Origin of the sequence: Lewinella sp. 4G2 (assembly GCF_001625015.1) — a bacterium.
Classification (GTDB): domain Bacteria; phylum Bacteroidota; class Bacteroidia; order Chitinophagales; family Saprospiraceae; genus Neolewinella.
Window position 1 is genome coordinate 3,438,027 of sequence record NZ_LVWJ02000014.1, and the last position, 26,979, is coordinate 3,465,005.

Annotated in this window: 19 protein-coding genes; 8 read left to right on the top strand and 11 right to left on the bottom strand. The window is 54.8% G+C overall.

The features are described from left to right. Positions 1-66 precede the first annotated feature (66 nt). Positions 67-975, bottom strand: coding sequence for a DUF72 domain-containing protein (locus tag A3850_RS14300; RefSeq protein WP_068217825.1), 909 nt, complete (start codon positions 973-975; stop codon positions 67-69). A 45-nt stretch (positions 976-1,020) separates the two neighbouring features. Further along, on the bottom strand, positions 1,021-3,429 hold the full coding sequence (lon, locus tag A3850_RS14305; protein WP_076639958.1) for an endopeptidase La: 2,409 nt from the start codon (positions 3,427-3,429) through the stop codon (positions 1,021-1,023). Between the two features lie 154 nt (positions 3,430-3,583). Here lon and A3850_RS14310 point away from each other — a divergent pair, with 154 nt between their 5' ends. Next, entirely contained in the window at positions 3,584-10,552 is a 6,969-nt protein-coding gene (locus A3850_RS14310; RefSeq protein ID WP_197494062.1) for a gliding motility-associated C-terminal domain-containing protein, read from the top strand. A gap of 64 nt (positions 10,553-10,616) precedes the next feature. Here the strand turns inward: A3850_RS14310 and A3850_RS14315 are convergent, their stop codons facing one another. Further along, positions 10,617-12,173: a SulP family inorganic anion transporter gene (locus A3850_RS14315; RefSeq protein WP_068217829.1), complete on the bottom strand. Its 1,557-nt coding sequence runs from the start codon at positions 12,171-12,173 to the stop codon at positions 10,617-10,619. A 269-nt stretch (positions 12,174-12,442) separates the two neighbouring features. Then, the gene (locus A3850_RS14320) at positions 12,443-12,904 is read right to left on the bottom strand and encodes a DMT family transporter (protein WP_068217833.1); all 462 of its coding nucleotides are present in this window, start codon (positions 12,902-12,904) and stop codon (positions 12,443-12,445) included. A gap of 55 nt (positions 12,905-12,959) precedes the next feature. Here A3850_RS14320 and A3850_RS14325 point away from each other — a divergent pair, with 55 nt between their 5' ends. Genes A3850_RS14325 through A3850_RS14335 form a run of 3 tightly spaced genes read left to right on the top strand, consistent with a single transcriptional unit; the run spans position 12,960 to position 15,188 of the window. After that, a complete protein-coding gene (locus A3850_RS14325; protein WP_068217836.1) occupies positions 12,960-13,454 on the top strand; it encodes a hypothetical protein in 495 nt (164 codons plus the stop codon). Positions 13,455-13,497: 43 nt separating this feature from the next. Continuing rightward, entirely contained in the window at positions 13,498-14,715 is a 1,218-nt protein-coding gene (locus tag A3850_RS14330) for a saccharopine dehydrogenase family protein (protein WP_068217839.1), read from the top strand. Positions 14,716-14,768: 53 nt separating this feature from the next. Next, positions 14,769-15,188, top strand: a complete 420-nt coding sequence (locus A3850_RS14335; RefSeq protein WP_068217842.1) for an OsmC family protein — start codon at positions 14,769-14,771, stop codon at positions 15,186-15,188. Positions 15,189-15,228: 40 nt separating this feature from the next. Here the strand turns inward: A3850_RS14335 and A3850_RS14340 are convergent, their stop codons facing one another. Both A3850_RS14340 and A3850_RS14345 read right to left on the bottom strand, forming a co-directional pair. Further along, on the bottom strand, positions 15,229-16,059 hold the full coding sequence (locus A3850_RS14340) for a LexA family transcriptional regulator (protein WP_068217845.1): 831 nt from the start codon (positions 16,057-16,059) through the stop codon (positions 15,229-15,231). 131 nt (positions 16,060-16,190) lie between these two features. After that, positions 16,191-17,174, bottom strand: coding sequence for an endonuclease/exonuclease/phosphatase family protein (locus A3850_RS14345; protein ID WP_197494063.1), 984 nt, complete (start codon positions 17,172-17,174; stop codon positions 16,191-16,193). Between the two features lie 265 nt (positions 17,175-17,439). Here A3850_RS14345 and A3850_RS14350 point away from each other — a divergent pair, with 265 nt between their 5' ends. Further along, complete coding sequence (locus A3850_RS14350; protein WP_068217852.1) at positions 17,440-18,321, top strand: MBL fold metallo-hydrolase; 882 nt, start codon at positions 17,440-17,442, stop codon at positions 18,319-18,321. A gap of 132 nt (positions 18,322-18,453) precedes the next feature. On the opposite strand, the gene folE is transcribed toward A3850_RS14350, so the two are convergent. The 4 genes from folE to A3850_RS14370 form a co-directional block, all read right to left on the bottom strand. After that, positions 18,454-19,050, bottom strand: a complete 597-nt coding sequence (folE, locus tag A3850_RS14355) for a GTP cyclohydrolase I FolE (RefSeq protein ID WP_068217856.1) — start codon at positions 19,048-19,050, stop codon at positions 18,454-18,456. A 2-nt stretch (positions 19,051-19,052) separates the two neighbouring features. Continuing rightward, positions 19,053-19,478 carry a 6-carboxytetrahydropterin synthase gene (locus A3850_RS14360; RefSeq protein ID WP_068217859.1) on the bottom strand — a complete coding sequence of 142 codons (426 nt, stop codon included), beginning with the start codon at positions 19,476-19,478 and terminating at the stop codon, positions 19,053-19,055. Positions 19,479-19,714: 236 nt separating this feature from the next. Next, positions 19,715-21,433: a dynamin family protein gene (locus A3850_RS14365; protein ID WP_068217862.1), complete on the bottom strand. Its 1,719-nt coding sequence runs from the start codon at positions 21,431-21,433 to the stop codon at positions 19,715-19,717. A gap of 9 nt (positions 21,434-21,442) precedes the next feature. Beyond that, a complete protein-coding gene (locus A3850_RS14370; protein ID WP_068217865.1) occupies positions 21,443-22,102 on the bottom strand; it encodes a WbqC family protein in 660 nt (219 codons plus the stop codon). 53 nt (positions 22,103-22,155) lie between these two features. On the opposite strand from A3850_RS14370, the gene A3850_RS14375 reads away from it, so the two are divergent. After that, positions 22,156-22,614, top strand: coding sequence for a hypothetical protein (locus tag A3850_RS14375; protein WP_068217868.1), 459 nt, complete (start codon positions 22,156-22,158; stop codon positions 22,612-22,614). Between the two features lie 47 nt (positions 22,615-22,661). Here A3850_RS14375 and A3850_RS14380 read toward each other — a convergent pair whose 3' ends face one another. Beyond that, on the bottom strand, positions 22,662-23,216 hold the full coding sequence (locus A3850_RS14380) for a YqgE/AlgH family protein (protein ID WP_068217871.1): 555 nt from the start codon (positions 23,214-23,216) through the stop codon (positions 22,662-22,664). A 229-nt stretch (positions 23,217-23,445) separates the two neighbouring features. Between A3850_RS14380 and argS the strand changes: the two genes are divergently transcribed. After that, a complete protein-coding gene (gene argS, locus A3850_RS14385; protein WP_068217875.1) occupies positions 23,446-25,299 on the top strand; it encodes an arginine--tRNA ligase in 1,854 nt (617 codons plus the stop codon). A 226-nt stretch (positions 25,300-25,525) separates the two neighbouring features. After that, positions 25,526-26,965 (top strand): anthranilate synthase component I family protein, encoded by a 1,440-nt coding sequence (locus A3850_RS14390; protein WP_231915328.1) that lies wholly within the window; start codon positions 25,526-25,528, stop codon positions 26,963-26,965. Positions 26,966-26,979: the final 14 nt, after the last annotated feature.

Here is a 26,979-nt window from a genome sequence, read left to right on the forward strand (position 1 = left end):
GGCCAGAGGCCGGGAACCAGCGCCGCAGGCCTCCCCAACCTCTCCTGCTCCTGCGAAATATATTCACTAGAACAACGACTGCTGCCCCAACCCACTCAAATCCACCGGCCCCCGCACTTCCGCAAAGCCCATCTCCCGCAGATGCCCAGCAAACCAGGCACTGGCATCCGGCGCAAGCACGTTTTCCGGCTCGTGGGGGAAGAAGTAGGTTTCGGGTAAATTCCATTCCCGCAACTTATCCCCCCAAACCTTCAACCGTTCGTAGTCGGAGGTCACGAGACCGTTTCCAACGAAGCGGACCATTGCGCGCGGAGCCGTTACGTAATTGTGGAGGACGTCACGTCGGCCAGAGACATCCGTAATCACCGCTGCGGTGCCGTGAGCGGCCAATGTATCCATCAACTCTTCCGTGACGAACGGGTCGGCGAACCAACTTTCGTGGCGCAACTCTACGGCCAGGGGTAGAAGCCGGGGCCAACGGCTCAGCAAAACTTTCAGCTGATCCAGGCGCGCGTAATCAAAGTAGGGGGGCAGTTGAGCAAAGGCGCAACCCATCTTTTCACCCATCCCGTCAAGTGCCGCAACGAAGTTGGTGAGGTGGCCTTCCCGGTGGCCAAAATCCGTACGGTGGCTGATGTGTTGCGGTAGTTTGGGGCAAAACCTAAAGTCAGCGGGAACGGCTTCTACCCAGCGGCGGACCAGGTCCGCGTCCGGGATTCGGTAGTGAGTGGTATTAAGCTCAATGGTATTGAATTGCTTGCCGTATTCCCGTAAGTACTCCGCAGACTTTGTTCCCTTGGGGTACCACTTTCCTACCCATTCGCGCATGGACCAACCCGTTGCGCCCAGGTAGATCCGGGGCTTTCCTTCGGTGGGGCCGAGCTCGAACCGATCCAATCGCGCCCGATTGGCCAGCGGATCGATGGGGAATTCGAAGTTTACCTTGCTGAGGTCAACGGCGGCGCCAAATTTCATGCAGTTGTTCGTTGAGTCGGTCGTAAGATTGGGTCGTGAGACAAATCAGCTTGGGATATAGCCTTTTACGGCCACCTCCAGCACATCTTCGAATCTGCTGGCAAAAGTAGCGCTGATTCCTTCCTTGATGTAGTCGTCCAGATCTTCCCAGTCTCGCAGGTTTTCGTCGGGGAAGATCAGGTTTTTGATGCCGACCCGGCGGGCGCCAATGGTCTTTTCCTTGACGCCACCGATGGGCAGTACGCGTCCGGTGAGGGTAAGCTCTCCCGTCATGGCGAGGTTGCCCATTGGCGCTTGATCGGTTGCTAAGGTGTACAGCGCGAGGGCAATTGTGATGCCTGCACTCGGTCCATCTTTCGGCGTTGCGCCAGCCGGGACGTGGAGGTGGACCTGATGGGTATCGAAGTAATCCTCCCCCTGTTTGCTGAGTAAGGATTTGACGTAGCTCAGCGCAATCTGAGCACTTTCCTTCATCACGTCGCCCAGTTGGCCGGTCAGCCGGAAGCCGCCGCCGGCATGTGGGATGCCGCGGGCCTCGATGTACAAGGTGGCTCCTCCCATACTGGTGTAGGCTAAGCCCAGCACGACGCCGGCGCTGGGTTTCTTGTACAGCTTTTCGGTTTGGAACCGCGGTTTACCGAGCATTGCTTTCACGCTGTCCACCGTAACGGTGAAGGAGGTAGCGTCAGATTCCGCCTCCCGCAGTACCAATTTGCGAATGATCTTCCGCAATTGTTTCTCCAGGTTCCGAACGCCGGCCTCGCGCGCGTAGCGGTCAACCAGGAAGTGGAGAGCTTCGTCGTCAAAGGTCACCTCGTCACTGGCGAAGCCGTGCTCTTTGAGTTGTTTCGGGATGAGGTAGCGCTTCGCGATCTCCAACTTTTCTTCCAGTACGTATCCACTGAGGCGGATTACTTCCATGCGGTCCAGCAAAGGGCCGGGAATGGTGTCCAGCTGATTGGCCGTACAAACGAAAAGCACGTTCGATAGGTCGTAGGGAACGTCCAGGTAGTGATCCACGAAAGTCTCGTTCTGTTCCGGGTCGAGGACTTCCAGGAGGGCGGAGGCGGGGTCGCCCTGGCTGCCGGCACTGATCTTATCGATCTCATCGAGCATGATGACCGGGTTACTCGTTTCCGCCCGGTTGAGGGCTTGAATAAGCTTACCAGGTAAGGCGCCGATGTAAGTGCGGCGGTGACCTTTGATCTCTGCCTCATCCCGCATCCCACCGACACTGAAACGGTAGAATTTCCTACCCAGCGATCGGGCGATGGATTGACCAATCGAAGTTTTACCCACACCCGGAGGGCCTACCATACAGATGATGGAACCCGCCACGCTACTACGCTTCAGGATGGTGGCCAAAAACTCCAGAATGGTGTCTTTGACATCCCCCAACCCATAATGATCCTCGTTCAGGATTTCCCTCGCTTCGGGGATGGACGTGGCGTCCGGTGAAAAGATGCCCCAGGGTAAGCCGGCGAAGGTTTCCAGATAGGTACGGGTGACGTTGAACTCCGGGCTCTGCGTATTGAGCGTCTTCAGTTTCTTGAGCTCCCGGTCGAACTGTTCGCGGGCTTCGGCGGGGACGGTCTTGTCTCCCAGTTGCTGCAAAATCCTTTCGGTGATGGATTCGCCGTCCTCTTTTTCTTCCCCAAGTTCGCGGCGGATGGCTTTTAGCTGTTCCCGCAGGAAGTATTCCTTTTGCTGGGTCGCGACGCCTTCTTCGATCTGCTTGTTGATCCGTTGCTGGATCTTGGCAACCTGAAGTTCTTCTTTGATGACGGCGAGCAATAGCTTTGCCCGTTCGCCGATGTCCCAGGTGTCCAGCAATGTTTGCAGCTTCTCCCGGTCGGCGCTGATGAGATTGGACACGATGTCCATCGTCTGGCCCGGATTATCGTAGTTGAGTTGGCTAACAACCATGTTCACCTGCTCCTTAAAGAGTGGGTTGAGTGCCAGTAATTGTTGAATTTCGGAACTGATGGCCAGCATGTAGGCTTTCATTTCCTGGTCCGGCTTCGTTTTTGGTTGGTTGTCGTAAGTCACCCGCCACCGCAGTTGGGGCTCCGTTTGTACCACCCGTTCGCGGCGAAAGCGTTTGATGGGGTTGACGATCACCTGTGCGTTGCCCGGTCCGGTCTCAATGGTTTTCACCACCTGGCAAACGACACCGGTGTTGTAGTAGATAGATTCCCGATAATCTTCCTCATTCTCCTCTTCGGCGAGTACGATGCCGATGTAGCCATCGTGTTGCTCCGTTGCCAATTTGAGGGAGATGAGCAGGGGCCGCCCCCCAAAACCTAGAGGGAGGGGCATACCCGGAAAAATCGGCCGCTGAACGACGGGCAGAATTGTCATTAATTGGGGTAATGTGGGGTCGACCAGTTCCAGGGATTGATCGTTCAGCGCTTCCATGATGATGTCTTCGTTCAGCTCTAGGTCGTCGTTCATACTGTGGCGCGTCTTAGGTTATTAGCGATGTCAAGCATAGCCAAAAATTGGCGCTATTGTTCACCCTCCGGTACCGAATTTACCAAGGCCAGGCCACTTCGTATCTTTACCTAAGCCCGCACGCCGCTGCGCCATGGTACGTACTTACATCGTGATGCTCGCTTTATTCGTCCTGGCCGGCACCGGCCGGGCGCAGCGTTGTGGGGTAACGGATACGATCGATATCGCGCAGTTAGGGGAGACCCGCCTCGTCGTGCCCATCTCCGGCTACCTAAACGGGAATTTGGCCGCTACCAACCAATCATTGTGTAACGTCAAGGTCTACTTCCAGCATACCTACGTTTATGGGTTGACGCTTTCGCTAGTTTCACCAGCCGGAGATACGGTGCAGCTGGTCGGTCCGCAAACGGATCAGTCCCGGCCCCCCACGAGCCTAGCCCGGTGGTTCATCGACTTCCAACGTTGTAGCGACCCAGCCGCGCCGGACCCCGGAGCGCCGCTGCGCTGGAACAATGCGAACCCATTCAATTGGCCCGCCTTTGGCACTTTTACTGGTTCCTATTACCCATCACGCCAGTGTCTCACCTCCTTCAACGAAGGAAGCCTGAACGGGGACTGGGAACTCCTCATCAACAACAGCCGGGACGGGCAGCAGGGGATAATGACCTTTCTTCAACTCGAGTTCTGCGATGACCGCCACAGCGATGGCCCCTGCTGCCTGGCCGACGCCGGGGAATTTCCTGATTTGGAAGATATCTCAACCTGTGCCGAGCCTAGCACCTTGCCGCTAAATCTGCGCCCCCGCTACCGACAGCCCCGGCCGAATGCCCTGGAATACGGGTACACCTACGCAGTGTTTCGTAACGACTCTTTGATTGATCTGCAGACCGATCCCAATTTGGCCGGAAGTCCCGCCGGGCGATACGAGATCTGTGGCCTGAGTCACCGCCGTAGCGAACTAGGTCTGCTCCCACTGGATGGTTTTTTTTCGCCCGAGAGCCTGCGGAACAATCTGGAGGGTAGCGCTCCGATACTCTGTGGCAACCTCGCTACCGAGTGCCAGGTAGTCAATCTTGTACCTCCGCCGGACACTACCTTCCTGCTCCGTACAATCTGTAGTAGCGGTTCCACGAGCGTCGGCAATTCCAACTACTCCGCACCAGGACTTTACCGTGATGTGGTCAGAGGACAGTTCGACTGCGACAGTGTCATCGTACTTGATCTGCGGGTGGTCGATACGCTTCGCCAGACCGTCGATGCGACCATCTGCGCGGAGGACTTTTTCCCTCTGGGAGATCGGTTCATCAACACGAGTGGTCGCTTTCAGGATACCCTAAGCTCTCAGTTTGGCTGCGATAGCATTGTTACCCTCAACCTGACCGTCAATCCACCCATCCGTAGTTCGGTGGCGACGGCAGTTTGTGCTGGGGAGGTCTTTTCAATCGGTGACGAAGCATTCTCGAACTCCGGCGTCTTCACCAGGACCATCACGGCGGCGGATGGGTGTGATTCCACCGTTACGCTCGATTTGATCGCACTTGCCCCTTCAATCCAGTACGAACCCTTTACCCCCCAGCTGGATTGCCGTGCCGATTCCGTGGTGTTGGACGCCGGGCCAAGTCAATTAGCATTCACCGAAGATTTTGGATGGTACGATATCACGGGTCAATTAATTACGAATGAACTGGCCATTACGGTGCGGGAACCAGGCGCTTACGTTTTCCGTCTGTCCGTCGCTACGCGGGGCATCCGTTGCGAAGCAGCCGATACGGTGATGATTGCCGAAGCCCGCCAACCCCTCGAGGCCGACCTGGGTTTCGTAACACCTGCCGGTGGGGCGCTGCCGCCGGTGCCGTGTACGGAGGTTGGGGATAACTGCAACGTCATCACCTGTCGCCATCCGGTGATTGGGGTGGACGTAAGTCTCGTGCCGATCCGTCCGGGAGATCAGTTCAGTTGGCAAAGCCCCAGTGGAATGGGGATCAACAGCGGAGCGGATAGTTCCCTAGTTTTCTTCGACCAGCCAGGGCGTTACAACTTGCGGATTACCAGCCCGAGTACGGGGTGTACCTTGGACACTTTCGTGGATATTCTCGAGGACGTCGAAGTTCCAAGAGCTACGGTGTTCGGAAATGAGGTGATCACTTGCGCAAACCCCGCCATCACCCTCAATGCGGATACCCTCCAGGATGATAATGATCAACTCTCCTATCGATGGACGCCACTCAACGGGGGGATGGAAATCATTGGTTCAGTCCTCCCAACTCAGCACGGGGGTACTTACCGTTTGTCCGTAGAAAACAGGGAGTCCGGTTGCTCGAACGATACGACGTTCACCGTACCGGTTGATACCGTACCCGTCCTACTCAACCTGGCACCTGCGGCAGCGCCCATTACTTGCTTTGAACCGGAACGAATACTCTCCGGCGGCAACTTCACCGCCGGCCATGAAGTAAACTACGTTTGGACGGAAGCCGCTTCAACCGAGATCATCGGCCAGGAACAGCGCCTCACCGTGCGGCAGGGTGGACTTTACGAACTGGTCATCACCGACATCGTAAATGGCTGTGCGGATAGTGGACAAATTGCGGTGCCCATCGATACCCTCACACCCATCGCCGACGCTGGGCCACCCGAATTAACACTCAATTGCTTCCTCTCGGCAGCGACCCTGGGTGGTCAGAATACGAGTACTGGGGTTGATATCGAATACGCTTGGCGAAGTGTCGACCAGGGGCTAGCTACAGTCAGCACCGATCGATTTTTACCGGTCACCGCGACTGATGATATCTATCTGTTTTCAGCTACCAATAGCCGAAATGGTTGCGCAAACGAGGATACCATCCGCGTCCGAACCGACCTCAACCAACCGATCGTTGAATTATCGCAACCCATTGACTTTGACTGTTTTGTGGAAGAAGTCTTACTGGAGGATGATGGGAATTCCTCTCCCTTTACTGCGCTTAGATCTTGGACCGGTCCCTGCCTCCCTGAGAACGCAAATCAGTCTTCCGTGAGGGTTGCTTGCCCGGGAATCTATACCCACCGCGTGCTGAACCTGGACAATGGCTGCGAAACCTCCGCCTCCGTAGAAGTTTTTCTGGCCGACAATAGCGTGGTGGCCATTCTGCCCGATACGCTCCTGCTGGATTGTACTACGGGAACCGTGCAACTCAACGCCCGTAACAGCTCTCCGGCTGCCTCCGTGCGGTGGCTACGGGAAGGCCGGGAGGTCGACCTGACGGGCCTGGCCCCGGAGGTAGACGTACCGGGCAACTACCAATTGATCCTGGGTAATTTCGATGGCTCCTGCCTCGACACGGCCTCCGTTTTTGTGACCGCGGACTGCCCGTTACTGGCCCTCCTTCTGCCGGTGGATAGCATCACTTGTAATCGACCCTTCGTTACTGCGGACGCCACGTTCGCTCAACCCGCAAGCGAGAATTCTATAATCGACTGGCTGATTCCTGCGGATATGATCACTCAAGAAGTCCCTGGTGTCCGGCAACTGAATGTCTTTACCGAAGGCCGCCTTGGGCTCGTGGTGACAAATACGATATCGGGATTATCCGACACCGCCTACGTGGACGTAATCCGCAACCAGCAACGACCAATCGCCGATGCAGGATTACGTGATACTATTGACTGCTACAGACCACGCATCACCCTGGATGGGACGGGAAGTAGCCAGGGGCTGCTGCTGCAATACCTCTGGACGGATACCAACGCCGACACGATTGGCTTCGGTCAGCGAGTCGATGTGACCGTCCCTGGTACTTATCTGCTGGAAGTTACCCAGACCGAAACGGGTTGCTCCCGACTCGACAATGTCGTCATTATTGACGATCGGGAGACACCGCAGGCCACGGCCTCCAGCGACGGCTTCCCCTGTGACGGTACGAGCTCAGTGGTCCGCGTAATCGCCACGCGGGGGGATGAATTCACTTACGAATGGTCCGGACCAAACCTCATCGGGCCAACTGACCTCGACTCCCTCACGATTGGGTCTGCCGGGACCTTTTTAGCCACCGTCACCCGGGTGAATAATGGCTGTTCGGCTACGGCGGAGGTAGCCATTCCTCAACTTCCCTGCCCGCCGTTTCCCGCGTTGTCGGATACGGTGTTGACCTGTGCGCCCGGTGGATTGGTCCTGCGGCCTACCTTCCGTGACGGCTGTGCGGACTGTACATTTCGGTGGTCGCGCAATGGCGTTCGCTTGCGAACGGAGCGAGATAGTACGTTGTCCGTAAGCCGGGTTGGCACCTACGAAATCGTTGCTACCAACGAGTTTGGCCTCACCAACAGTGTGGCGGTAAACGTAATGGATGCCCGCAGTTTGCCGAGCTCGTCCGCGGGAGACGACCGGATAATTACTTGCCGGGAAATGGAGGTGTTGCTCGGGCGGGACACCAGCTACGCAGGAAGAGATTTTGAATACAATTGGTCGCTATTTGGGACATCAATTCCCAACGGAAATAATCAATTGTTAGCCACCTCAACGCCCGGCACTTACACCGTCCAGGTCGTGGATCGGTTCAGCCTGTGTAGTACTACGGATACGGTTACCGTCGGCATTGACACCCTTACCCCGCGCTCGGTGGCGGGGCCGATGCGTACCATTAATTGCGACGCCAAACGGCGGGTACTGGATGGCACCGACAGCGATTTCGGCCGCCGGCTGACCTATGCCTGGACCAGCGAAATCGCTCCTGCCTGTATTGACGGTGGCGCAACACTTAACCCAATCGTCAGGTGTGAAGGGACCTACGAACTAACGGTCCGGGATACGGTGAATGGTTGCTCGGCAACGTCCTCCACCGAAGTGGCCCGGGACGAAGCACTGCCGGCAATCGTTCCCCTCCTGGACACCACGCTCAACTGTTCCGCCCGTGCCGTTGAACTGATCGGCGGAGTCATCGGCGTTCCAGCCGTAGAGTATGGTTGGGAAGAGATCATCGAAGGAGTTGGCAATCCAGTTCCGGAAATTGCTCCGGGTACCATTGCCGTTAGCGGTCCGGGCTTGTTTCGGTTCCAGTTGGTCAATACCAGGTCGGGCTGCACCAATGAGTTTGAGGTAAACGTGTCCGCCGATTTGCTGGAACCCGTTGTGGATGCAGGACTCCCCGATACCTTCCAGTGTGATCTGAATAGCCTTGCACTCGATGGTCGCATTCTTGAAAACGGAGCGTCCTCCGTAGCGTATACCTGGACTTCCAGGGTAGGGTTTGCGATCGATGAAGCCAATACACTAGGGCCAACCATCTTTCAGCCGGATCGGTATTTTCTGACGGCCTTCAACACCCGCAACCAGTGTTCGGACGTCGATAGCGTCGACATCATCCGCGATGAGCGTGCTCCAATCGTTGATGCTGGGCTTCCGGATACCGTCACCTGTGCGCTGCCGCAGGTGCCACTAAATGGGTCATTCGGATCAATCTCTGACCAGGGAATTATCCATTGGACTACGGTGGATGGAGAACTATTAGGATTGCCCCCGGTGCTTGATCCGACGGTCAGCCGACCGGGAACGTACCAACTAAATATTACCGACCCCTCCAACGGCTGCTCGGGGGCGGATCTCGTTACCATCGCCGCTGACACCGTATCACCAACAAGTTCCATCCTTGCACCGGACGGGCTGACACTCACCTGTAACCAGCCGCAACTAGTACTTCGGTCCACTCTTGAAAGTGCAGGCCGGCCCGTGACACGAAGGTGGTTCCTGAACGACGGCCAACTTGGTGAAGCGCCTACCCAGGCTTTTACTGGTGGGGGTTCGGTTCAACTTCGGGTAACGGACGTTGAAAATGGATGCCTGGATACTTCAGCGTTAGAAATTACCGAGGACCTTACTCCGCCAGTATTTGCGACGGAGCCAATTCCCGTCCTCAATTGCCTTCGGGATACTGCAGTTGTCCGCGTGGCGGATGCGGATTTTACCCAAGCGTATAGCTGGCTGAATGCTACCGATAGCCTACTGGGCGTAGGACGAAGTATAGCGTTGACGGTTGCTGGTCAGTACCAATTAGTCAGTAGGCTACTAAGAAATGGGTGTGCCGATACGATCGTAGTTCCCCTCATCTCCGATCGCGTCCAGCCCAGGTTACAATTTGCGGAGCCTGAACCCCTGAATTGTGAGCGGCAGGTGACCATATTGGATGCGCGTGGCAGCAGCCAGGGGGAACGTTTCATCTTAACCTGGACTGCTCCCGAAGGGGACGGTGGGCTGCTCCCTGATCCGTACCGGTATCGATCCACCGAACCAGGCACGCACCGGCTGACCATTACTGACATCGTTAATGGTTGCCAGCGCGGAGAGACCGTTGAAGTGGAGCGGGTAGCTACGCCGATTGATTCCTTTCTTTTCGAACTTACCCAACCGGAATGCCCGGAGGATGACGACGGGGAACTACTCATCACTGGGGTAAGCGGTGGCAACGGACCTTTCCGTTATCGCATCAACGGAGGTTTGCTGACGGACCGCTTATTCTACGAAGACCTCCCCCTCGGCGACTACCAACTGACGGCCCAGGGTAGCGACGGGTGTACTACGGACGCGAATTTTTCCCTCCTCAGGCCAGACGCTGCAACGTTGGAATTCCGTCAGGATACGCTCATTAGTTTGGGGGATAGCCTGCAACTTAATTACACCACTACCATGGCGGATTTCACGGCAATATGGTCAACGGAAGGTACAGTCTTACCGTCAATTGGAATGGAGCCCATTTGGGTCCGCCCCTTCGAAGCCACCCGTTTCGTCCTGGAGTTGGAAAGCCCCGAAGGCTGCCGCCTGCGCGACGCCGTGTTCGTGGAGGTTGAAGACTTAGCAGATATCTACGTTCCCACCGCCTTCAGCCCGAATGCGGACGGGACGAACGATCTATTCCGCCCCTTCACCGGCGGCCAGGTTCAAAGCATTGACCGTTTCACCATCTACAACCGCTGGGGGGCAAGGCTATACGACAGCCAGTACGACCCGGTTGCCACCTCGCGAGAATGGGGATGGGATGGCACCGTCAGCGGACGTAATATTCAGCCACAAACACTGGTGTGGAAGCTTGAGGCTACGTTGGTGGATGGACGGGCGGTGGTGCGGCAGGGGAGTGTGATCCTTTTGAGGTAGTAATTAGTCTGTAGTCTATAGTCTGTAGTCTCCCGACTCTAGAATACAGACTGTAGACTACAGACTATTCAAAGTCCGTCATCACCTTATAAGTCGGATCCTCCGTGACGTTGATGTCAATCAGGTCTTCTGCGTTGTTCAGGAGCCGGCGGGAGTCCGGGCTGAGGTGTTTGATGGTTACGTGCTTTCCCACCTTTTCGTAACGCTCCGTCAGACGGTTGAGGGCTTCGATGGCGGACATGTCCACGACGCGGCTTTCCATGAAGTCGATCACGATATTGTCGGGGTCACCGAGGACGTCGAATTTGGTATTGAAGGTTTGTACGGAGCCGAAGAAGAGGGGGCCGTAGATCTCGTAGACTTTTGAGCCATCCGCTTCGATGCGCTTGCGGGCGCGGATCATCTTCGCATTTTCGTAGGCAAACACCAGGGACGCGACCACTACGCCAGCAATCACGGCGTACGCCAGGTTATGAATAACGATGGTGATGACCGTGACTAGAACCATTACAAACAGGTCCCATTTAGGCATTTTACCAAACGTCTTCAGGCTGGCCCACTCGAAGGTGCCAATGGCCACCATGATCATGATCCCAGTCAGTGCAGCCATGGGTAGACGTTCAATCAGGCTGGCCCCGAACATGATGAAGATGAGGAGCATGATGGCGGCGAAAATGCCGGAAAGCCGGGCTCGAGCACCGGAGCTAATATTGATCAGCGACTGGCCGATCATCGCGCAACCACCCATACCGCCAGTGAAGCCGCTGAGGATGTTGCCGAGCCCCTGAGCGACGGCTTCCTTGTTGCCCCGACCGCGGGTTTCAGTGATCTCATCCACGATGTTGAGGGTGAGCAAACTCTCAATCAAACCGACCAAGGCGACGACGAGGGCGTAGGGCATGAGCATTTTGAGGGTATCGAAGCTCCAGGCAATCTCGGGAACGGCCGGCATTGGGAATCCTCCTTCGATGGAGGCGATGTCGCCCACCGTCTTAGTATCAATATCAAAGCCAACCACGATGGCGAAGACGACTAGAATACCTACGAGGCCGGAAGGGACCGCTTTACTGATCTTCGGCAAGCCCCACATGATGAACATCACGAGTCCGACCAGAGCTAGGGAAATGAAGAGTGGCATCCCAGTGGCCCACTCTCCGGTGTCGGTCTTGAATTGGCCCAACTGGGCGGTGAAAATGATGATGGCCAAGCCATTTACAAAGCCGAATACGACGGGGTGGGGGACGAGGCGCATCAGTTTACCCAACCTCAGCACTCCCGCTAGGACTTGCAGCAATCCCGCCAGGATGATGGCGGCAAAGACGTAATACGCGGCCTGGCTATTATCCATTCCACTGGCCACCAGGGTGGTTACCAGTGGAGCGATAACGACCGCCACGGCACCGGTTGCTCCGGAGATCATACCTGGCCGGCCACCCAGAACGGCAGTCACGAGACCCATCACGAAAGCGGCGTAGAGACCAATCAATGGATCCAGGCCGGCAATCAAGGCGAAGGCGACGGCTTCGGGAATCAGCGCCAGCGCTACCGTCAAACCAGAAAGGATTTCCGTGCGGTAATCAACTTCCTGAGAGAAGTCGAACAGGTTAAGGTACTTAGTCATGGTCGGAGAGAATGGACCAATCCTGCCAGCTACCATTTAGTCATTAAACAGTTGAGGCGGAGGGGCTTTGCTTAAAAATGGCGCAAAGGTACGCTTTATTCCAGCGCCGGGGAAGGAGTTACCCGTCCGCCCCCAAATTCAAAGTGGCCCATCCAAAGCACCAAAGCACCAACGCACCATAAGAGATTCCGTCTAGCTACTCTCAGGCCCTGGTTCCAAACCCCTACGTTAAATCCGAACCCCAATCATTCTGCACCCGCGGCAGCGCCCTAATCCACAATGGTTTGCTGCGTCCTTACAATGACGACTCCCGCAACGATCAGAAAGACGCCGAGTACCCGCATCCAGTTGATGGGAGACTCGCGGACGCCCAGCCAGCCGTAGTGGTCCATGATGACGCCAAAGACCATTTGGGCGGCGACGGTGAGGCCGAACGTAAGCGCAATGCCGAGCCGCGGCGTAAGGACAATGATGGCCGCGACGTAAACGGCGCCGAGCAAGCCGCCCGTCCAGTAATACCAGGGGAGGGTGCCGGCTTCCTTGATGGCCCCCCAATCCTCACGGGTGAATAGGAGGTAAAGAATTAGGCCAATGGAACCCACGGCAAACGACACCAACGTGGCGTACATCGGGCTATCCAGTTTGCGACCAATCTCCGTGTTGAGGCCGGCCTGAATGGGGAGCATCACACCCGCAACGATCGCGAAGAGAAAATAAATAGCTTGTTGCATGATGTGGTCGTTTTTGACGCACCGCGTCTATATTTGCGACAAAGAACGACCAAATATGCTTAAAGAATTCAATAACCTCTCCAAGGCCGAAGAACAGGCCATGTACGACGCTATCCCCCTCATCACGATCCTCGTAGCCGGGGCAGATGACGATATGGATGAGGTAGAACTCGCCGAAGCTAAACGACTGGCCAACATCCGAGGCTTTAACAACCTGGGTAACCTGATCGCCTACTACGAAATCGTGGGCGAAAATCTGGGTGAGCGCATCAACGCACTGAGCGTCGAACTGCCCGCCGAACTGAACGCGCGCCAGGCAGCCATCGCCGAACGACTGGGCAAACTGAACGACGTGCTGGCCAAATTGCCCGCCCCATTTGGCTATCTCTACTATAAAGATTTCAAGAGCTTCGCCCACCACGTTGCCGAATCTCACGGCGGGTTCCTGCGGTTCATGACGGTTGGCCCGAAGGAAGCCAAGGTGGTTGATCTACCCATGATCACGCCAATCGAAAAACCTTCAGCGGTTGACTTCCCAAATCTGCCCTAAGGCAGCCAGGTTATCAAGCTACGTACCAGCAAATAATTGAGTGATGAGTAGGATAATGATCATCGGCGCGGGCGGAGTTGCCCGGGTTGCTGCCTTTAAGTGTGCCCAACACCCGGAAGTGTTTTCGGAATTCATGATCGCCAGCCGCACCGTAAGTAAGTGCGATGCCATAGCTGCCGACATCCGACAACAGTTGGGTTACGACAAGATCACAACACGTGCCATTGATGCAGAGGATGTGCCAGCCCTGACGGCGCTTCTTCAGGAATACCAGCCGAAACTGGTAGTACACCTGGCGCTTCCGTATCAGGACCTCACCATTATGGATGCCTGCCTCAACGCCGGCGTCCACTACCTCGATACGGCTAACTACGAGCCGAAGGAGGAAGCCAAGTTCGAATACGGCCACCAGTGGGCCTACCAGGAGCGTTTTAAGGAAGCCGGGCTGACGGCCATTCTCGGGTGTGGATTTGATCCAGGCGTTACGCAGGTATTTACGTCCTACGCAGCCAAGCACCATTTTGATGAGATCCACTACCTGGATATCGTGGATGCAAACGCTGGCGACCACGGAAAGGCCTTCGCCACCAACTTCAACCCGGAAATAAATATTCGGGAGATCACCCAGAACGGGAAGTACTGGGAAAACGGCGAGTGGGTAGAAATTTCGCCATTCAGCATCAAAAAAGACCTGAACTATCCGGACGTCGGCCCCAAGGCTAGTTACGTGCTATACCACGAAGAATTGGAGAGCCTGGTAAAGAACTTCCCCACCATCAAGAGGGCTCGTTTCTGGATGACCTTTGGCGAAGAATACCTGACCCATCTACGGGTCATCCAAAATATCGGAATGGCTGGCATTGAGCCGGTGATGCACCAGGGCCACGAGATCATTCCTCTGGAATTCCTAAAAACCGTGCTGCCCGACCCCGGCAGCCTAGGTGACAACTATACCGGGCAAACCTCCATCGGCTGCCGGATTAAGGGCATCAAAGACGGAAAGGACAAAACCTATTACATCTGGAACAATTGTTCCCACGCCGCCGCCTTCGAAGAGACGGGCGCTCAGGGCGTAAGCTACACCACCGGGGTGCCGGCGATGACCGGTGCGATGATGTTCCTTACCGGAGAGTGGACCGGTGCGGGCGTTTTCAACGTAGAGGAATTTAATCCCGACCCCTTCCTGGAAAAACTCGGCCCGCACGGGTTGGAGTGGCACGAAGCCGTAGGCATCGATACGGAGATGGAGTACCCGAATTAGGAATTCTAACTCAACTTATCTAAGTCGTACGCTTTCTTGCAGAAACACACGCCATGACCATCAATCTTCACCGCATCGATGATGCCTTCAACCTTGAGGCAACCAACGCAGACGGGCTTACCGTCGTTTCCGACGGCAGCCCAGCGATTGGAGGCAACAATAACGGTATGCGGCCGATGGAAATGGTCCTATCCGCCGTCGGTGCCTGCAGCTCGATTGACATTATCCTCCTGCTTAAGAAGCAGCGTCAGGACCTCAAAGACATCCGCATCGCCGTAACCGGAGAACGACGCGATGAAGAACCGCGCATCTTTACCGGCATCCACGTCAGCTACGAATTAGTCGGCGACATCGACGAGAAAAAAGCCGAACGCGCCTGCCGCCTGAGTATGGAAAAAATGTGCAGCGTCAGCCTAATGCTGAAAGCCGGCGGCGTAGAAGTAACCTGGGACTATAAAGTAGTCAGTGAGTAGCGACTTAACTACCCGACTACCCGACTACGCTACTAAAAGACTACTTCCGAGACAACTTATCCACCGCCGTAGTCAAATTATTCAGCATCTGGCTCTGCTTGAGGACCGTTTCCTTCAGTTGGCTCATCTCATCGTGCGCGTAACGCTGTACGTTTTGGGGGGAGGGGAGGAAGGGGGTGATCCGCGCTCGGACGTACCAGATCTCCCGTAGTTCCGCCAGGCTAACCCGGTTGGGCTCGTAAAACTTGTTCTCGGGAAGCAACTCCAATTCCTTGCTCTCCTCGATCAGGTTTTTGACGCGCCGGACGACCACATCGCTGCGGGTGACAATGACGTAGGCAAAGTTGTCCTTGATGCCCGAGGCCCAGAGCGTCGGTTCGAGGAAGGAGCAGACCACCTTATCGCCCTCAAACAGCGTTGGTTCCATGCTATCACCGGGTACGTCAAAACTTCGGTGCGTACCCACTTTGTACTTGTAATCCGGAAGGCTGTAGGCGGGGAGTTCCTGAATGAAAGAGGGGTCTCCCAAATCATTCGCGTAGCTTGATTGGGCGGGTTGAGGGACGTGTACGATCAGTTCTTCATCCTGGGTTGTACGTATGGTACTGAGCACTCGGAAACTCTTGTTGGTTTCGTCGGTCATGAACATCGGTCCGTCACCGGTCATGATGTAAACGGGGTTGATCTTGTACTTGGCGATCGCCTTACGTAGTAGTTCGATGGTTACGTCGCGCCGGCCCTTCAGTATTTCTGAGAGAGACTGTGGTAGGTACTCCAGCGACAAAGCAAAAGCTCGACTACTCCGTACCGTTTTGTCTTCCCGCAGTTTGTTGTGGCATTTGATGAAGCGCTGCGAGACGACATTATTCATGAGGGAAGATCTGGTGGAGTGGACGGCGGCCGACAAAGATACTTTCCCTTAACAACACTACCTGCTTAGAAATCCAAATTTGCCAACTTTTTGCGAACACGGATTGAAATTCTTTTGCATCCAACGTCAGATTATCCTTCTACTGCTGAAGCGACCGTGTCTTCTTCTTTTTTCTTGGCTTTAGCGATGGTTTCATCAGCCTCGTCGTGATCTTCCTGATCAGCCGTCGGCCCCTCCTCTTCGTTTTCCTGCGGCTCGTAGCTTAATTCTACCAGGATCGGGAAGTGATCGCTGCCTACGTAGGGCAGTCGTTGCAAGGATACCAGGGCCAGGTCCGGCGTATGGAAGAGGTGATCCAGTGGCCAGCGCGCCAGCCAATATTCGGCGTGGAAGGTAGCGAAGAGGCCGCGGCCGATTCTCGGGTCTAGCAAGCCACTCAGACGTTGAAACAGGCGGGTAGAGTGGGACCAGGCAACGTCGTTCAAGTCGCCGGCTACGATTGAAGTACCCCCATGCTCCTTTACTTGCTTACCCACCAGGGCCAGTTCCGCGTCCCTGCCGGTCGAAGCGTATGCTTCCGTTGGCGACGGTGGCATTGGGTGAACGAAATACATAAATACCTCGTGACCACACCCCAGCTTTATGCTGGTATTGATACCGGGGATGTCTTCCGTAATCCGGTAGGTGATTTCGGGATCGATTAATTCAAGTTTGGAGTAGAGGTGGATGCCATATAAATTCTCCAGTGGTACGGCCACTTTGTGAGGGTAGTCCGAGAGGATCGCTTTGTCGAGTTGTGCTTCCCACCAGCCGTTGGTCTCTAGCGTCACCAACATATCCGGTTGGTGTTTCTGCACCAGCGCGATGACTTTGTCTGATTGCTCATTGGTTTGTAACACATTACAAACCATTAGGCGCAGGTGCTTCTCATCGTGTTCCCGGTGCTGAGCGTTACGGCTCTGGGTGGACCATAACTTCGTGTAGGGAAGTATTCGGTAGGCTTGATATAGTGTTGCCGTGGACAGCAAGATTCCGACGGCCGTGTTCCAGCCAATCAACGTTACGTCCGTGGCCAGGACCCAGCACAGGGCACTGACGCCAAGGATGAAGGTCAATTGAAGGCGTGGGTAGTCCCAACCTCTGATCCAATAATCGTCTTTCGGAATGAATGGCATCAGCGTACCGACTACGCCAATGAGCCCTAACGTTACGGCAGCGAAGTAGAGAACGGTTTCGATTATTCAGTCAGGTAATGGTTGAAAACAAAAGTAGCCCTCAGGTCTCGGGCGCATCTTGTTTAGAAATATTAATTCCCTCCTCCCATGGGGCGCTGACGTAGATGCAGGGTCTCGTCGTAGATTGCCCTCTAAATTATGGACTATGCAGGTAAGTACGATTGATCTCCAATTTTTGGGAGAGGAAGCTGCCATCGCCAGTTTTGCCGTCCAGGACGACGCTGGTTACACCCTCGTTGAATGTGGCCCCTTCGCCAGCCACGAGCGCCTGCTTGCCGGACTAGAGGAAGCCGGAATAAGCCCCGACGATGTACATACGCTATTGCTGACCCACATCCACTTCGATCACGCTGGGGCCGCCTGGTGGTGGGCCAATCGTGGCGTAAAGGTCTACGTTCACCCCCGGGGTCTCAAGCACATGATTGACCCTACGCGCTTATACAATTCCGCTGCCCGGATCTACGGTGAAGCCAACATGGAACGCCTCTGGGGCAAGATGGAGCAAATTGAGCCGAATCGCATTGCTGCGGTTGCCGATCGCGAGCAACTCAGTATTGGCGGCAATAATTGGACTGCTCATCATACCCCTGGGCACGCCTCTCACCACATCGCGTGGCAAGTCGGAGACATTGTCTTTACGGGAGACGTCGGAGGTGTGATGATCAAAGGAGGCCCGGTAGTTCCCCCCTGTCCTCCACCGGATATCGACGTCGTAGCGTGGGATGCTTCACTGGATCGCCTGGCCTCCCTGAATGCGAATGCCTTTTACTTAACCCACTACGGCAAAGTCAGTCCCGAAGGCCACCTCGAAGCGCTCGGGAAAAGGCTGCATAGCTACGTCGATTGGATTGCAGAGAGAAAAACACCAACAACGAAGACGGAAGACCTCGTCCCAGGTTTCACTAAGATGCTGGAAGAGGAGCTTCGATCCGAAGGGGTAGAGGAAGCAGTGATTGGTGCTTACCGGGCGGCGAACCCGCCGTATATGAGTGTGGCGGGGATAGTTAGGTGGCTAGATAGTCTATAGTCTATAGTCTGGAGTCTGTAGTTGACGAAATACGCTCTCCACGCGGCGCCAAAACCGAGCGAAGCGACAATTTTGGGTTCTTGGAGCGGCCGCGTCATTTAAGTCTGTAGTCTGCAGTCTGTAGTCTATAGTCTACGTCAAATCGCTCGTGATCAACTTTAGGAACTCGTTCCGCGTACGCTCGCTTTTGAAGGCTCCAGTAAAAGCGGAGGTCGTGGTGACAGAAGCCTGCTTTTGCACGCCGCGCATCATCATGCACATGTGTTGGGCTTCAATGACTACGGCGACGCCCATTGGGTTGAGGGTCTTTTGGATGGAGTTCAGGATCTGATCCGTTAAGCGTTCCTGCACCTGGAAGCGGCGGGCGAATACGTCAACTACACGCGGGATCTTACTGAGGCCAACGATGTAGCCTTCAGGAATGTAGGCGATGTGGGCCTTCCCGAAGAAGGGGAGTAGGTGGTGTTCACAGAGGCTGTAGAACTCGATATTCTTAACGATGACCATCTCCGAGTAATCCTCCGCGAACATGGCGCCCTTGAGAATGGCTTCCGCGTCCTGCTCGTAGCCCTGGGTGAGAAACTGCATCGCTTTAGATGCCCGTTCCGGGGTCTTGAGCAATCCTTCGCGGTTTACGTCTTCGCCGGCCCCTTCGATGATGGAGGTGTAATTCTCGGCCAGCGCTTCGGTAATGGCGGGGTCGTACTTTAAATCTTTGCTAAAGGGCATGCTTACTTTCCGTTGGGGCCAAAATATTCGGCGTAAATGTTTTCGGTTTCGTGGAGGCGAACGGAGTACAACTGAGCGCCTAGTTCATTGACTTGGGCTTCGATCCGCTCAAAAATTCTGATGGCAATGTTCTCCGTGGTGGGCTGCACATCTTTCGGCATCCAGTCTACGTCGAGATTCAAATTGGAGTGGTCAAGATCATCCGTCACCTCTTTTTTAATCAGATCACGCAGCGCCTTGGCATCCAGAACAAAACCAGTAAGCGGGTCAGGTTGGCCCTTTACGGTGACGAACAGCTCGTAATTGTGGCCATGCCAATTCTTATTGGAACACTTGCCAAATATGGAACGGTTCTTCTCTTCGGACCACCCCTCGACGTGAAGTTTGTGAGCCGCGTTAAAGGTTACGCGGCGGGTTAAATATACCATGGGGCGAAGGTAAGTGTTTAATGATTCTCGATACTCGAATCTCGATTAGTGAGGACTGATTTGCTTCGCGTTTACTATGTGGTAGATATCCGTAACTCGAAATTCTCCGGATGAAGTAGAATGGGCCACCTAACGGTGTGCCATCGCTACTCAAGCCGGCCCTTCGGGACGGAATGTCATACAGCGCCGCAGGCCTCCCCAACCTCTCCTGCTCCTGCGAAACAATGCATCACTTGCTACTTCATCGCTGCCCCCATAACCGTCAACTCCTCCCGAATTTCCTGGTGGCTGCCTTCAAGAATGAGCAACGTATTCTCCTCCCGCTTCAGGTTTTCGTCGAAACGGCCGAAGTTGGCTTCGATCTTTTTACGGAGGGATTCGATGTAGGCTTTGAGCTTGTCTTCCAGCTCAGCGGAGAGTTTGTTGCGGCCGACGGCGATCTCCGCTTCGAAACCGTCCACGATGCGGCGGCGCTTACCGCGGGTGCTGAAGCCGGCGAACAGCAGGCCCACGGTGGTCAGGATCCCGCCGGTGATGTCAAAAACCGAGCCTGTGGTAACTGTAGCGAGGATGACGCCAAGCGCCGCAATCCCACCACCCGCAGCGATATTGGGTGTCAGATTGCCACGGTCGGCGAAGATGGATTCATCCGTGAAATTCTCCGTGTTGCTGACGAAGCGGTTGAATTGGTCCTGCAAGTCCCGCAGTACGTTTTCTCTACGCTCGGCGATGTCGGAAAACAGTTCGTGGTCATTTTTGAGGATGGTCTCGCTATTGCGGATCTTCAGGTCAATCATCTTGACCATCTGCTGAATAGACTCGGCTAGGTCTACCACGTTTTCGTTGAGGCGGGCCTTTAGCTTGCCGTTGAGTTCTTCTTCTAATCCACTGGCCAGGTTGCTCAACCAATCTTCTGCGTTAGGGGTAGAGCCGAAGGTGGAGGCGAAACTGCGTTTGACCAGGCCAAACATCGAGAGGCCGCTACGAAGTTCCTCCAACCGCGTACGGGTAATGTTATCGTAAGTAAGGAGGATGTTCTCGACCATCAGATCAACCTGCTTTTTGCTCTGGGCCGTTTGCTCCGTTAGCGTTTCCTCAATCTCACGGCGGAACTCCGTATCCGCTTCGAACTGGCGGCGACGCAGGAGCAGACCATCCGCGATCTTTTCGTTGATGGTCTCGGCGGTGATGATGCTATTCCCGAGTTTCAGGCGTGGTGCCTTACCTCCGGTGATGTTTTGGCTGATGTACTCACGCAGGGGCCCAAATCCGCTGTCACCAGTTTTCTCTTGCTCTAGCTTGGCGCTGACGGCGAAAACCTTCGGGGCCTCGATGCCTTCCTTGATGGCCTTTTCTGCAACGCCGCCGAGATTGGTCGTGAGTTCGTTCTCGCTAGCCAAATCTTTTTGCTGGAGGACGAAGATGGTCTTCTTGCGCCAGTCTCCGTGGATGTATTTGAAGAAATCCCAAGCCGATTGGCGGTACGGATTCTTGGCTTCAAACACAAAAACGATCAGATCGCTGGCCGGGATAAATTGCTCGGTAATCTCCTGGTGGTGCTCGACGATCGTGTTGGTCCCCGGCGTATCGACAATGGCTATTTCCTTGAGGATTTCCACCGGTAGAAAGATCTTCTTCAGAAAGGGATTGACCATCACTTCCCGGTGTTCCTCGCCATAGATGATTTGCTGGATCGTATCCGTCATCGGTTGGGGGGCGGCCTTGGCTATTTCTTGCCCGGTATCCAGGAGGGCGTTGACGAAGCTGGATTTGCCGGCTTTCACTTCCCCCACGATGACGAACATGAAGGGTTCGAAGATGCGGTTGCGGAGATCGCTCACCGTGTTTGCCATTTCCTCGTGACCGATACGTAGCGTCAGTTCGTGGAGGTTCTTGATGATCTCTTCGAGCCTGGCCCGCGTCGCCTGTAGATCGGCATCTAATAGTGGGGTCATGTCTTTGTTTTAGCTGGTCGTCCTTGGTGTGAGGTTGGTCTTATTCGGTCCTTGCACCGCACCTGCGGCAGCGCCCTCGTGCATGTCGTTCGTATCCTGGATCAGAGTAGGGTGCGTGGTCAGGCTTGGCCCGAGGCAGAAGAGTGCGTCTAGAATTGACAGGTCGCTGCGGAAGCCATGGCGATCCGTAAAGACTTGTTGGTACGGCGCGAGGCGGGGTAGATTTTGGGTACGAGGAAGGGCTTGAAAGTTGGCGGTTTTGTGGAGCTTAATGTTCATGCCCAAACCGTCAATAATGAGCTGAATCAGTTCATAATTTAGCTCAAAGAGATTATCGCTTGCGGCGGTAATGGCTTGGAGGATCGGGTCGGCGTAGTATTCATAAAAAGGCGCTCGCCCGTAAGCTGCACGAATGGAGGCTACGTGTTCCCGCCGCCAATCATCTTCGGTACCCACGCTTACTTCGCGAATTGGCATGCGCTGGTTCTTGCCTTTTTGTAGAGGCACGGACAGGTAAAGGAGCCCGTTTGGCCCCGCAATTTGCGCCCGGTTGCGAAACCCCTTCCGCTGGTAATTTTCGTGAGCTTCCAGCTGCCATTCACCCGCTTTGGCTGCGGCGACAAACCAGTGGGCCGGGGGGAAATAAGCCGTCGGGGTGATTAGTGGCATGGAATGATAACCTTAATCGTAAGTCTACGTTACACCCACGAAAGTAGTGCATTATGGCAGAGACCTCCATTTTTGAAAAGAAGATTGACCCCATCTACCAGGCCGGCGGTGTTCTGCTGGCCGTTTTCCTGTTTCAGGCAGTTGGGACGGGCGTCAGCGCCAGCACGGAAGATGTGGTGAATAACCGGTGGGCCTGGCTGTGCGCGGCGAGTTTCTTACTCTTTTACGCGCTGTTCAACGCCATCATGAGTGCCACGACCAAGAACATCCTCAAATACTGGGGGCGAAGTATTTACAGTTTTATGGGCCTGGCCTTGCTTTCTGGCCTGTCCGCCTGGGCCTTCAGCGGCGTTCCGATCGGCGAAGCCGGTTCCTACACATGGATCTTTTTTGTCGTCACGTTCGGCTACCTGGTCTTCATGTCCATGATCGCCATCATGAAGAACGTGGTGGAGTTTGCCCAGAAAGAGGAATGGAATAAGCCGAAAATGCGGTCCAAAAAGCGGCAATAGAGATTATTGCTCTTCTGTGCAAAGTGTCACATCCCTAAGCGAGATGCTTAGTTATAATTAGGGCTGTCCTCAATTTCGGCGATTACGCTGAAATTATGTCCCTTGTCGCTCATGATTTTTTTCCAGAGCTCATCCGGACTAGTTTTGAAGAGGTAGTTGGCGTCCATCTGTGCGGTTACCCAACTACCAATCTCCATTTCTTCCTCTAGTTGGTTTTCGCTCCAGCCACTGTAACCGACGTAGAAACGTATGTCATTCGGCGTTATCAACTTGTTGTTGATGAGCGTTTTAAGTTTCTCGTAGTCACCACCCCAATATACGCCGCGAGATATCTCATCGGCTCCTTCAATCAAATCACCCTTACAGTGGAGGTAATGAACGGTGTCGGAGCCAACTGGTCCGCCAAAGTAAACGGGGGCGTCAAAGTCTTCCAGATCATCCACGAGTTCGGTTACGGAGAGCTCCATTTTGCGATTCAGGATGAATCCTACGCTACCGTCGTGGCTGTGGTCCACCAGCAGCACGGTGGAGCGCTTAAAATTACCGTCTAACATGAATGGTTCAGCGAGCAGAATCGTGCCGGTTCGGAGTTGCTGGGACATGGCTTTACGTGTTTACACATTACTGCAACGCGAGTTATGTCACTCTGTTCTTCATTTTTGCGCTGCCGCAGGTGCAAGGTATGGAATCAAGCATACGGGAGTTCGTGCCAAACCCGGATAAACATTGATCTGGAGTGGAAAACCAGGATTGAGGAGTGCCCCAAAAAAATTTTGGGTTCGGACCTTATCCACAGCCCTTAGCGTTACAAGCCCTAAATTCGCCCCGCCTATGAAAAAGTCCCTCACTACCATTCTCACTGAAGCCGTCCAACGGGCACTTTCGGAACTCTATGCCACCGACGCCAGCGGCCAGGAAGTTACCCTACAGACTACCCGCCGGGAGTTCGAAGGCGAGTACACGATTGTAACCTTTCCCTTAACGCGAATCGCCCGGAAAAAGCCAGACGTAATCGCCGAAGAACTAGGAGCACACCTGAAAGAAAACGTAGCGGAAGTAGCCGACTACAACGTTATCAAAGGCTTCCTTAACCTCGTCATCGCGGATAATTATTGGAAAGAGTTTGTGCTGGACGGGCCGCAGAACGCTGACTTCGGCCAGGCACCCGCCAACGGCGAAAAGGTAGTGGTGGAATTCGCCAGCCCCAACACCAATAAGCCGCTCCACCTTGGGCACATCCGAAACATCCTCCTGGGTTGGTCCTCCAGCCAGTTGCTAAAGAAGGCTGGCTACGACGTGAAAAATGTACAAATCATTAACGATCGGGGCATCGCGATCTGTAAATCCATGCTCGCCTGGAAGAAGTTTGGGGAGGGAGCAACGCCCGAGAGTACTGGAAAGAAGCCCGACCATTTTGTCGGTGATTTTTACGTCCTCTTCGAACAGAAGTTCCAGGCGGAATACAAGGCTTGGCAATCCACGGAAGAAGGACAGCAGGTTTACCAAAGCTTGGCTAAGGAAGGCGTCTCCGAGGAGAAGTTCTTCAAAGGCTATTCCAAAAAGTACTTCAACGACTACAGCCAGTTGGGCGCAGAAGCCAAGCAGATGCTCCTCGACTGGGAAGCCGGGGAGGCGGATACCGTCGCCCTCTGGAAAAAAATGAATGGCTGGGTCTACGAAGGCTTCGAGGAAACCTACCAGAACCTCGGCGTCACTTTCGATAAACTCTACTACGAATCCGATACCTACAAGCTAGGTAAGGACATGATCGACCGCGGCCTCGAAAAGGAAGTGTTCCAAAAGCGGGAGGACGGCTCGATTTTTGCCGACCTGACCGACGCCAAGCTCTCCGAAAAAACCCTCATGCGGGCCGACGGTACGAGTATCTACATTACCCAGGATCTGGGAACGGCCCGGTTACGGTACGACGACTTCGGTGCCAAGCGCATGATCTACGTTGTGGGTGACGAACAGAACCATCACTTCGCCACGCTCTTCGAACTCCTCAAACGCCTGGAAGAACCCTACGCCAACGGACTCTACCACCTCAGCTACGGCATGGTCGACTTACCCACGGGCCGGATGAAAAGCCGGGAGGGCACCATCGTCGACGCTGATGACCTAATGAAAGAGGTCGTCCTGGAAGCTAAACTCGCCAGCCAGGAACGGGCCGCCACCGAAGGCCTCTCGCAGGAGGAGCAGGACGCGATCATCCGGCAAATCGGGATGGCCGCGCTGAAGTTTCACATCATTAAAGTTGGCCCCCAGAAACGGATGACCTTCGACCCGAAAGAGTCGGTGGATATGCAGGGGCAAACCGGCCCCTACGTACAGAACGCCTACGTACGGACCCAAGCCGTATGGCGGAAAGCGGGATTGGATTATGACGTTTCCGCTGCAGCGGAATACACTGATCTTGCCCCGGCGGAGCGGGAACTGGCCAATCAGTTGTACGCTTTCCCGGAGCTGATCAAGGACGCCGCGGAGAATAACGACCCTAGCGTCATTGCCATGTACTGCTACGATCTGGCCAAGAGCCTACACAAGTTCTGGCACGATCATTCAATCCTGAAAGCGGAGACCCCGGCAGCGATTGCCTTCCGTTTACAATTATGTCGGGCAGTAGGCCACGCGCTTAAATCCGGTATGAACTTGCTTGGGATCGAGATGCCCACCCGCATGTAGAGCAGGTTTGTTATTCTCCGTTAGCTGGACTACATTTGCACCATGCACTTATTTACGCACAACACAATTTGGTGGCAGCATCCTCACTCCCGAGCGATCTGATGCGGCCCTGGTTTGCGTAAAACCATAAAATATTTAAGCCCGTCGGTTAGCTCCGGCGGGCTTTTTTTGTGGTCCTGCAGCTCCACTTAGACCCACCGGCGACTTCCGACATTAATTATTCTCCTTGACTGACACAGCTTCCCCGACTACCAAAACAAAGATCACCGTCCGGACCACCCGGATGACGGCGGACCACCTGACCCCGGTGCTGCTCTACCTGGCCCTCCGGGATGATTTTACGGACCCCGTTTTGCTGGAATCCAACGAGAGTCGGGACAACGAACATTACTACTCAGTCATCGGGCTGGAAACACTGGCTTCCTTCCGGGTAGCGGACGGCGTGATCCGAACCGAGGTTGTTGGCCAGCCACTAGAGACTAAACTGGCAGCTAAGGGTGTCAATACGGTATCCGATACCTTGCAGGCATTTCTGGGCAGTTTTGAGCTGCGGGGAGACGATGCGGATCCGCTCATTCAGCAGTTCAACGGCCTGGTGGGGCACACCAATTTTGAAGGGGTCCAGTACTTCGATACCCTCAAGTTTAATAACCCTAAGGTGCTGCGTGCGCCAGACATCCGCTACCATCTCTACCGGTACGTATTGGTCTTCCACCACTACCGGGATGAGTTGATGATCATCGAAAACCTGCCCGCTGGTGCTGCCAGCGAGGTCGAAAAGGTCAAGGCCGCCATCAAACGGGGTGGGGGAGTGCATCCCTTTCGCCGGCTTGGCGAAGAGTCATCTAACCTGTCCGATCAGGACTTTAAAAACATGGTGGCGAAAGGGAAATACCACTGCCGCCGTGGGGACGTTTTTCAATTGGTCCTCAGCCGCCAGTTCATGCAGCATTTTCGGGGGGATGAATTCCAGGTCTACCGTGCCCTCCGCAGTATTAATCCCAGCCCATACCTCTTCTACTTCGACTACGGAGATTACCGGATCATGGGGTCGAGCCCCGAGAGCCAAATGGTAATTGCAAAGGGGCGGGCAACGGTCAATCCCATCGCGGGTACCTACCGCAGGACTGGTAACCCCGCCGAAGACAAACGCGCAACCGAAAAACTACTGGCGGACCCCAAAGAAAATGCCGAGCACGTCATGCTGGTGGACCTGGCTCGTAACGACTTGAGCCGCCATACCAAAAAGGTACGCGTTGAAAGTTTACGGGAGGTGCACTATTACAGCCACGTCATTCACCTCGTCTCTACGGTTGTTGGGGACTTGGAATCAACCAATGAGACAGTCCGGATTTTTGGCGACACTTTTCCCGCCGGAACGCTTTCCGGCGCGCCAAAATATCGGGCGATGGAACTGATCAATCAGTACGAGAACCAGCAACGTGGCTTCTACGGTGGCGCAATTGGTTTGATCACTTTTGACGGTGGGATGAACCAGGCGATCCTGATCCGCTCCTTCTTTAGCCAGGATAATACGCTGTACTACCAGGCGGGGGCGGGAATAGTAGCTGCCTCCAACGAGGAGAGTGAATGTCAGGAGGTCTACAACAAGTTGGGAGCCCTCACGAAGGCGTTAGATAAGGCGGAAGATTTACCATTGATCTAATTTAGTTGCCGCCG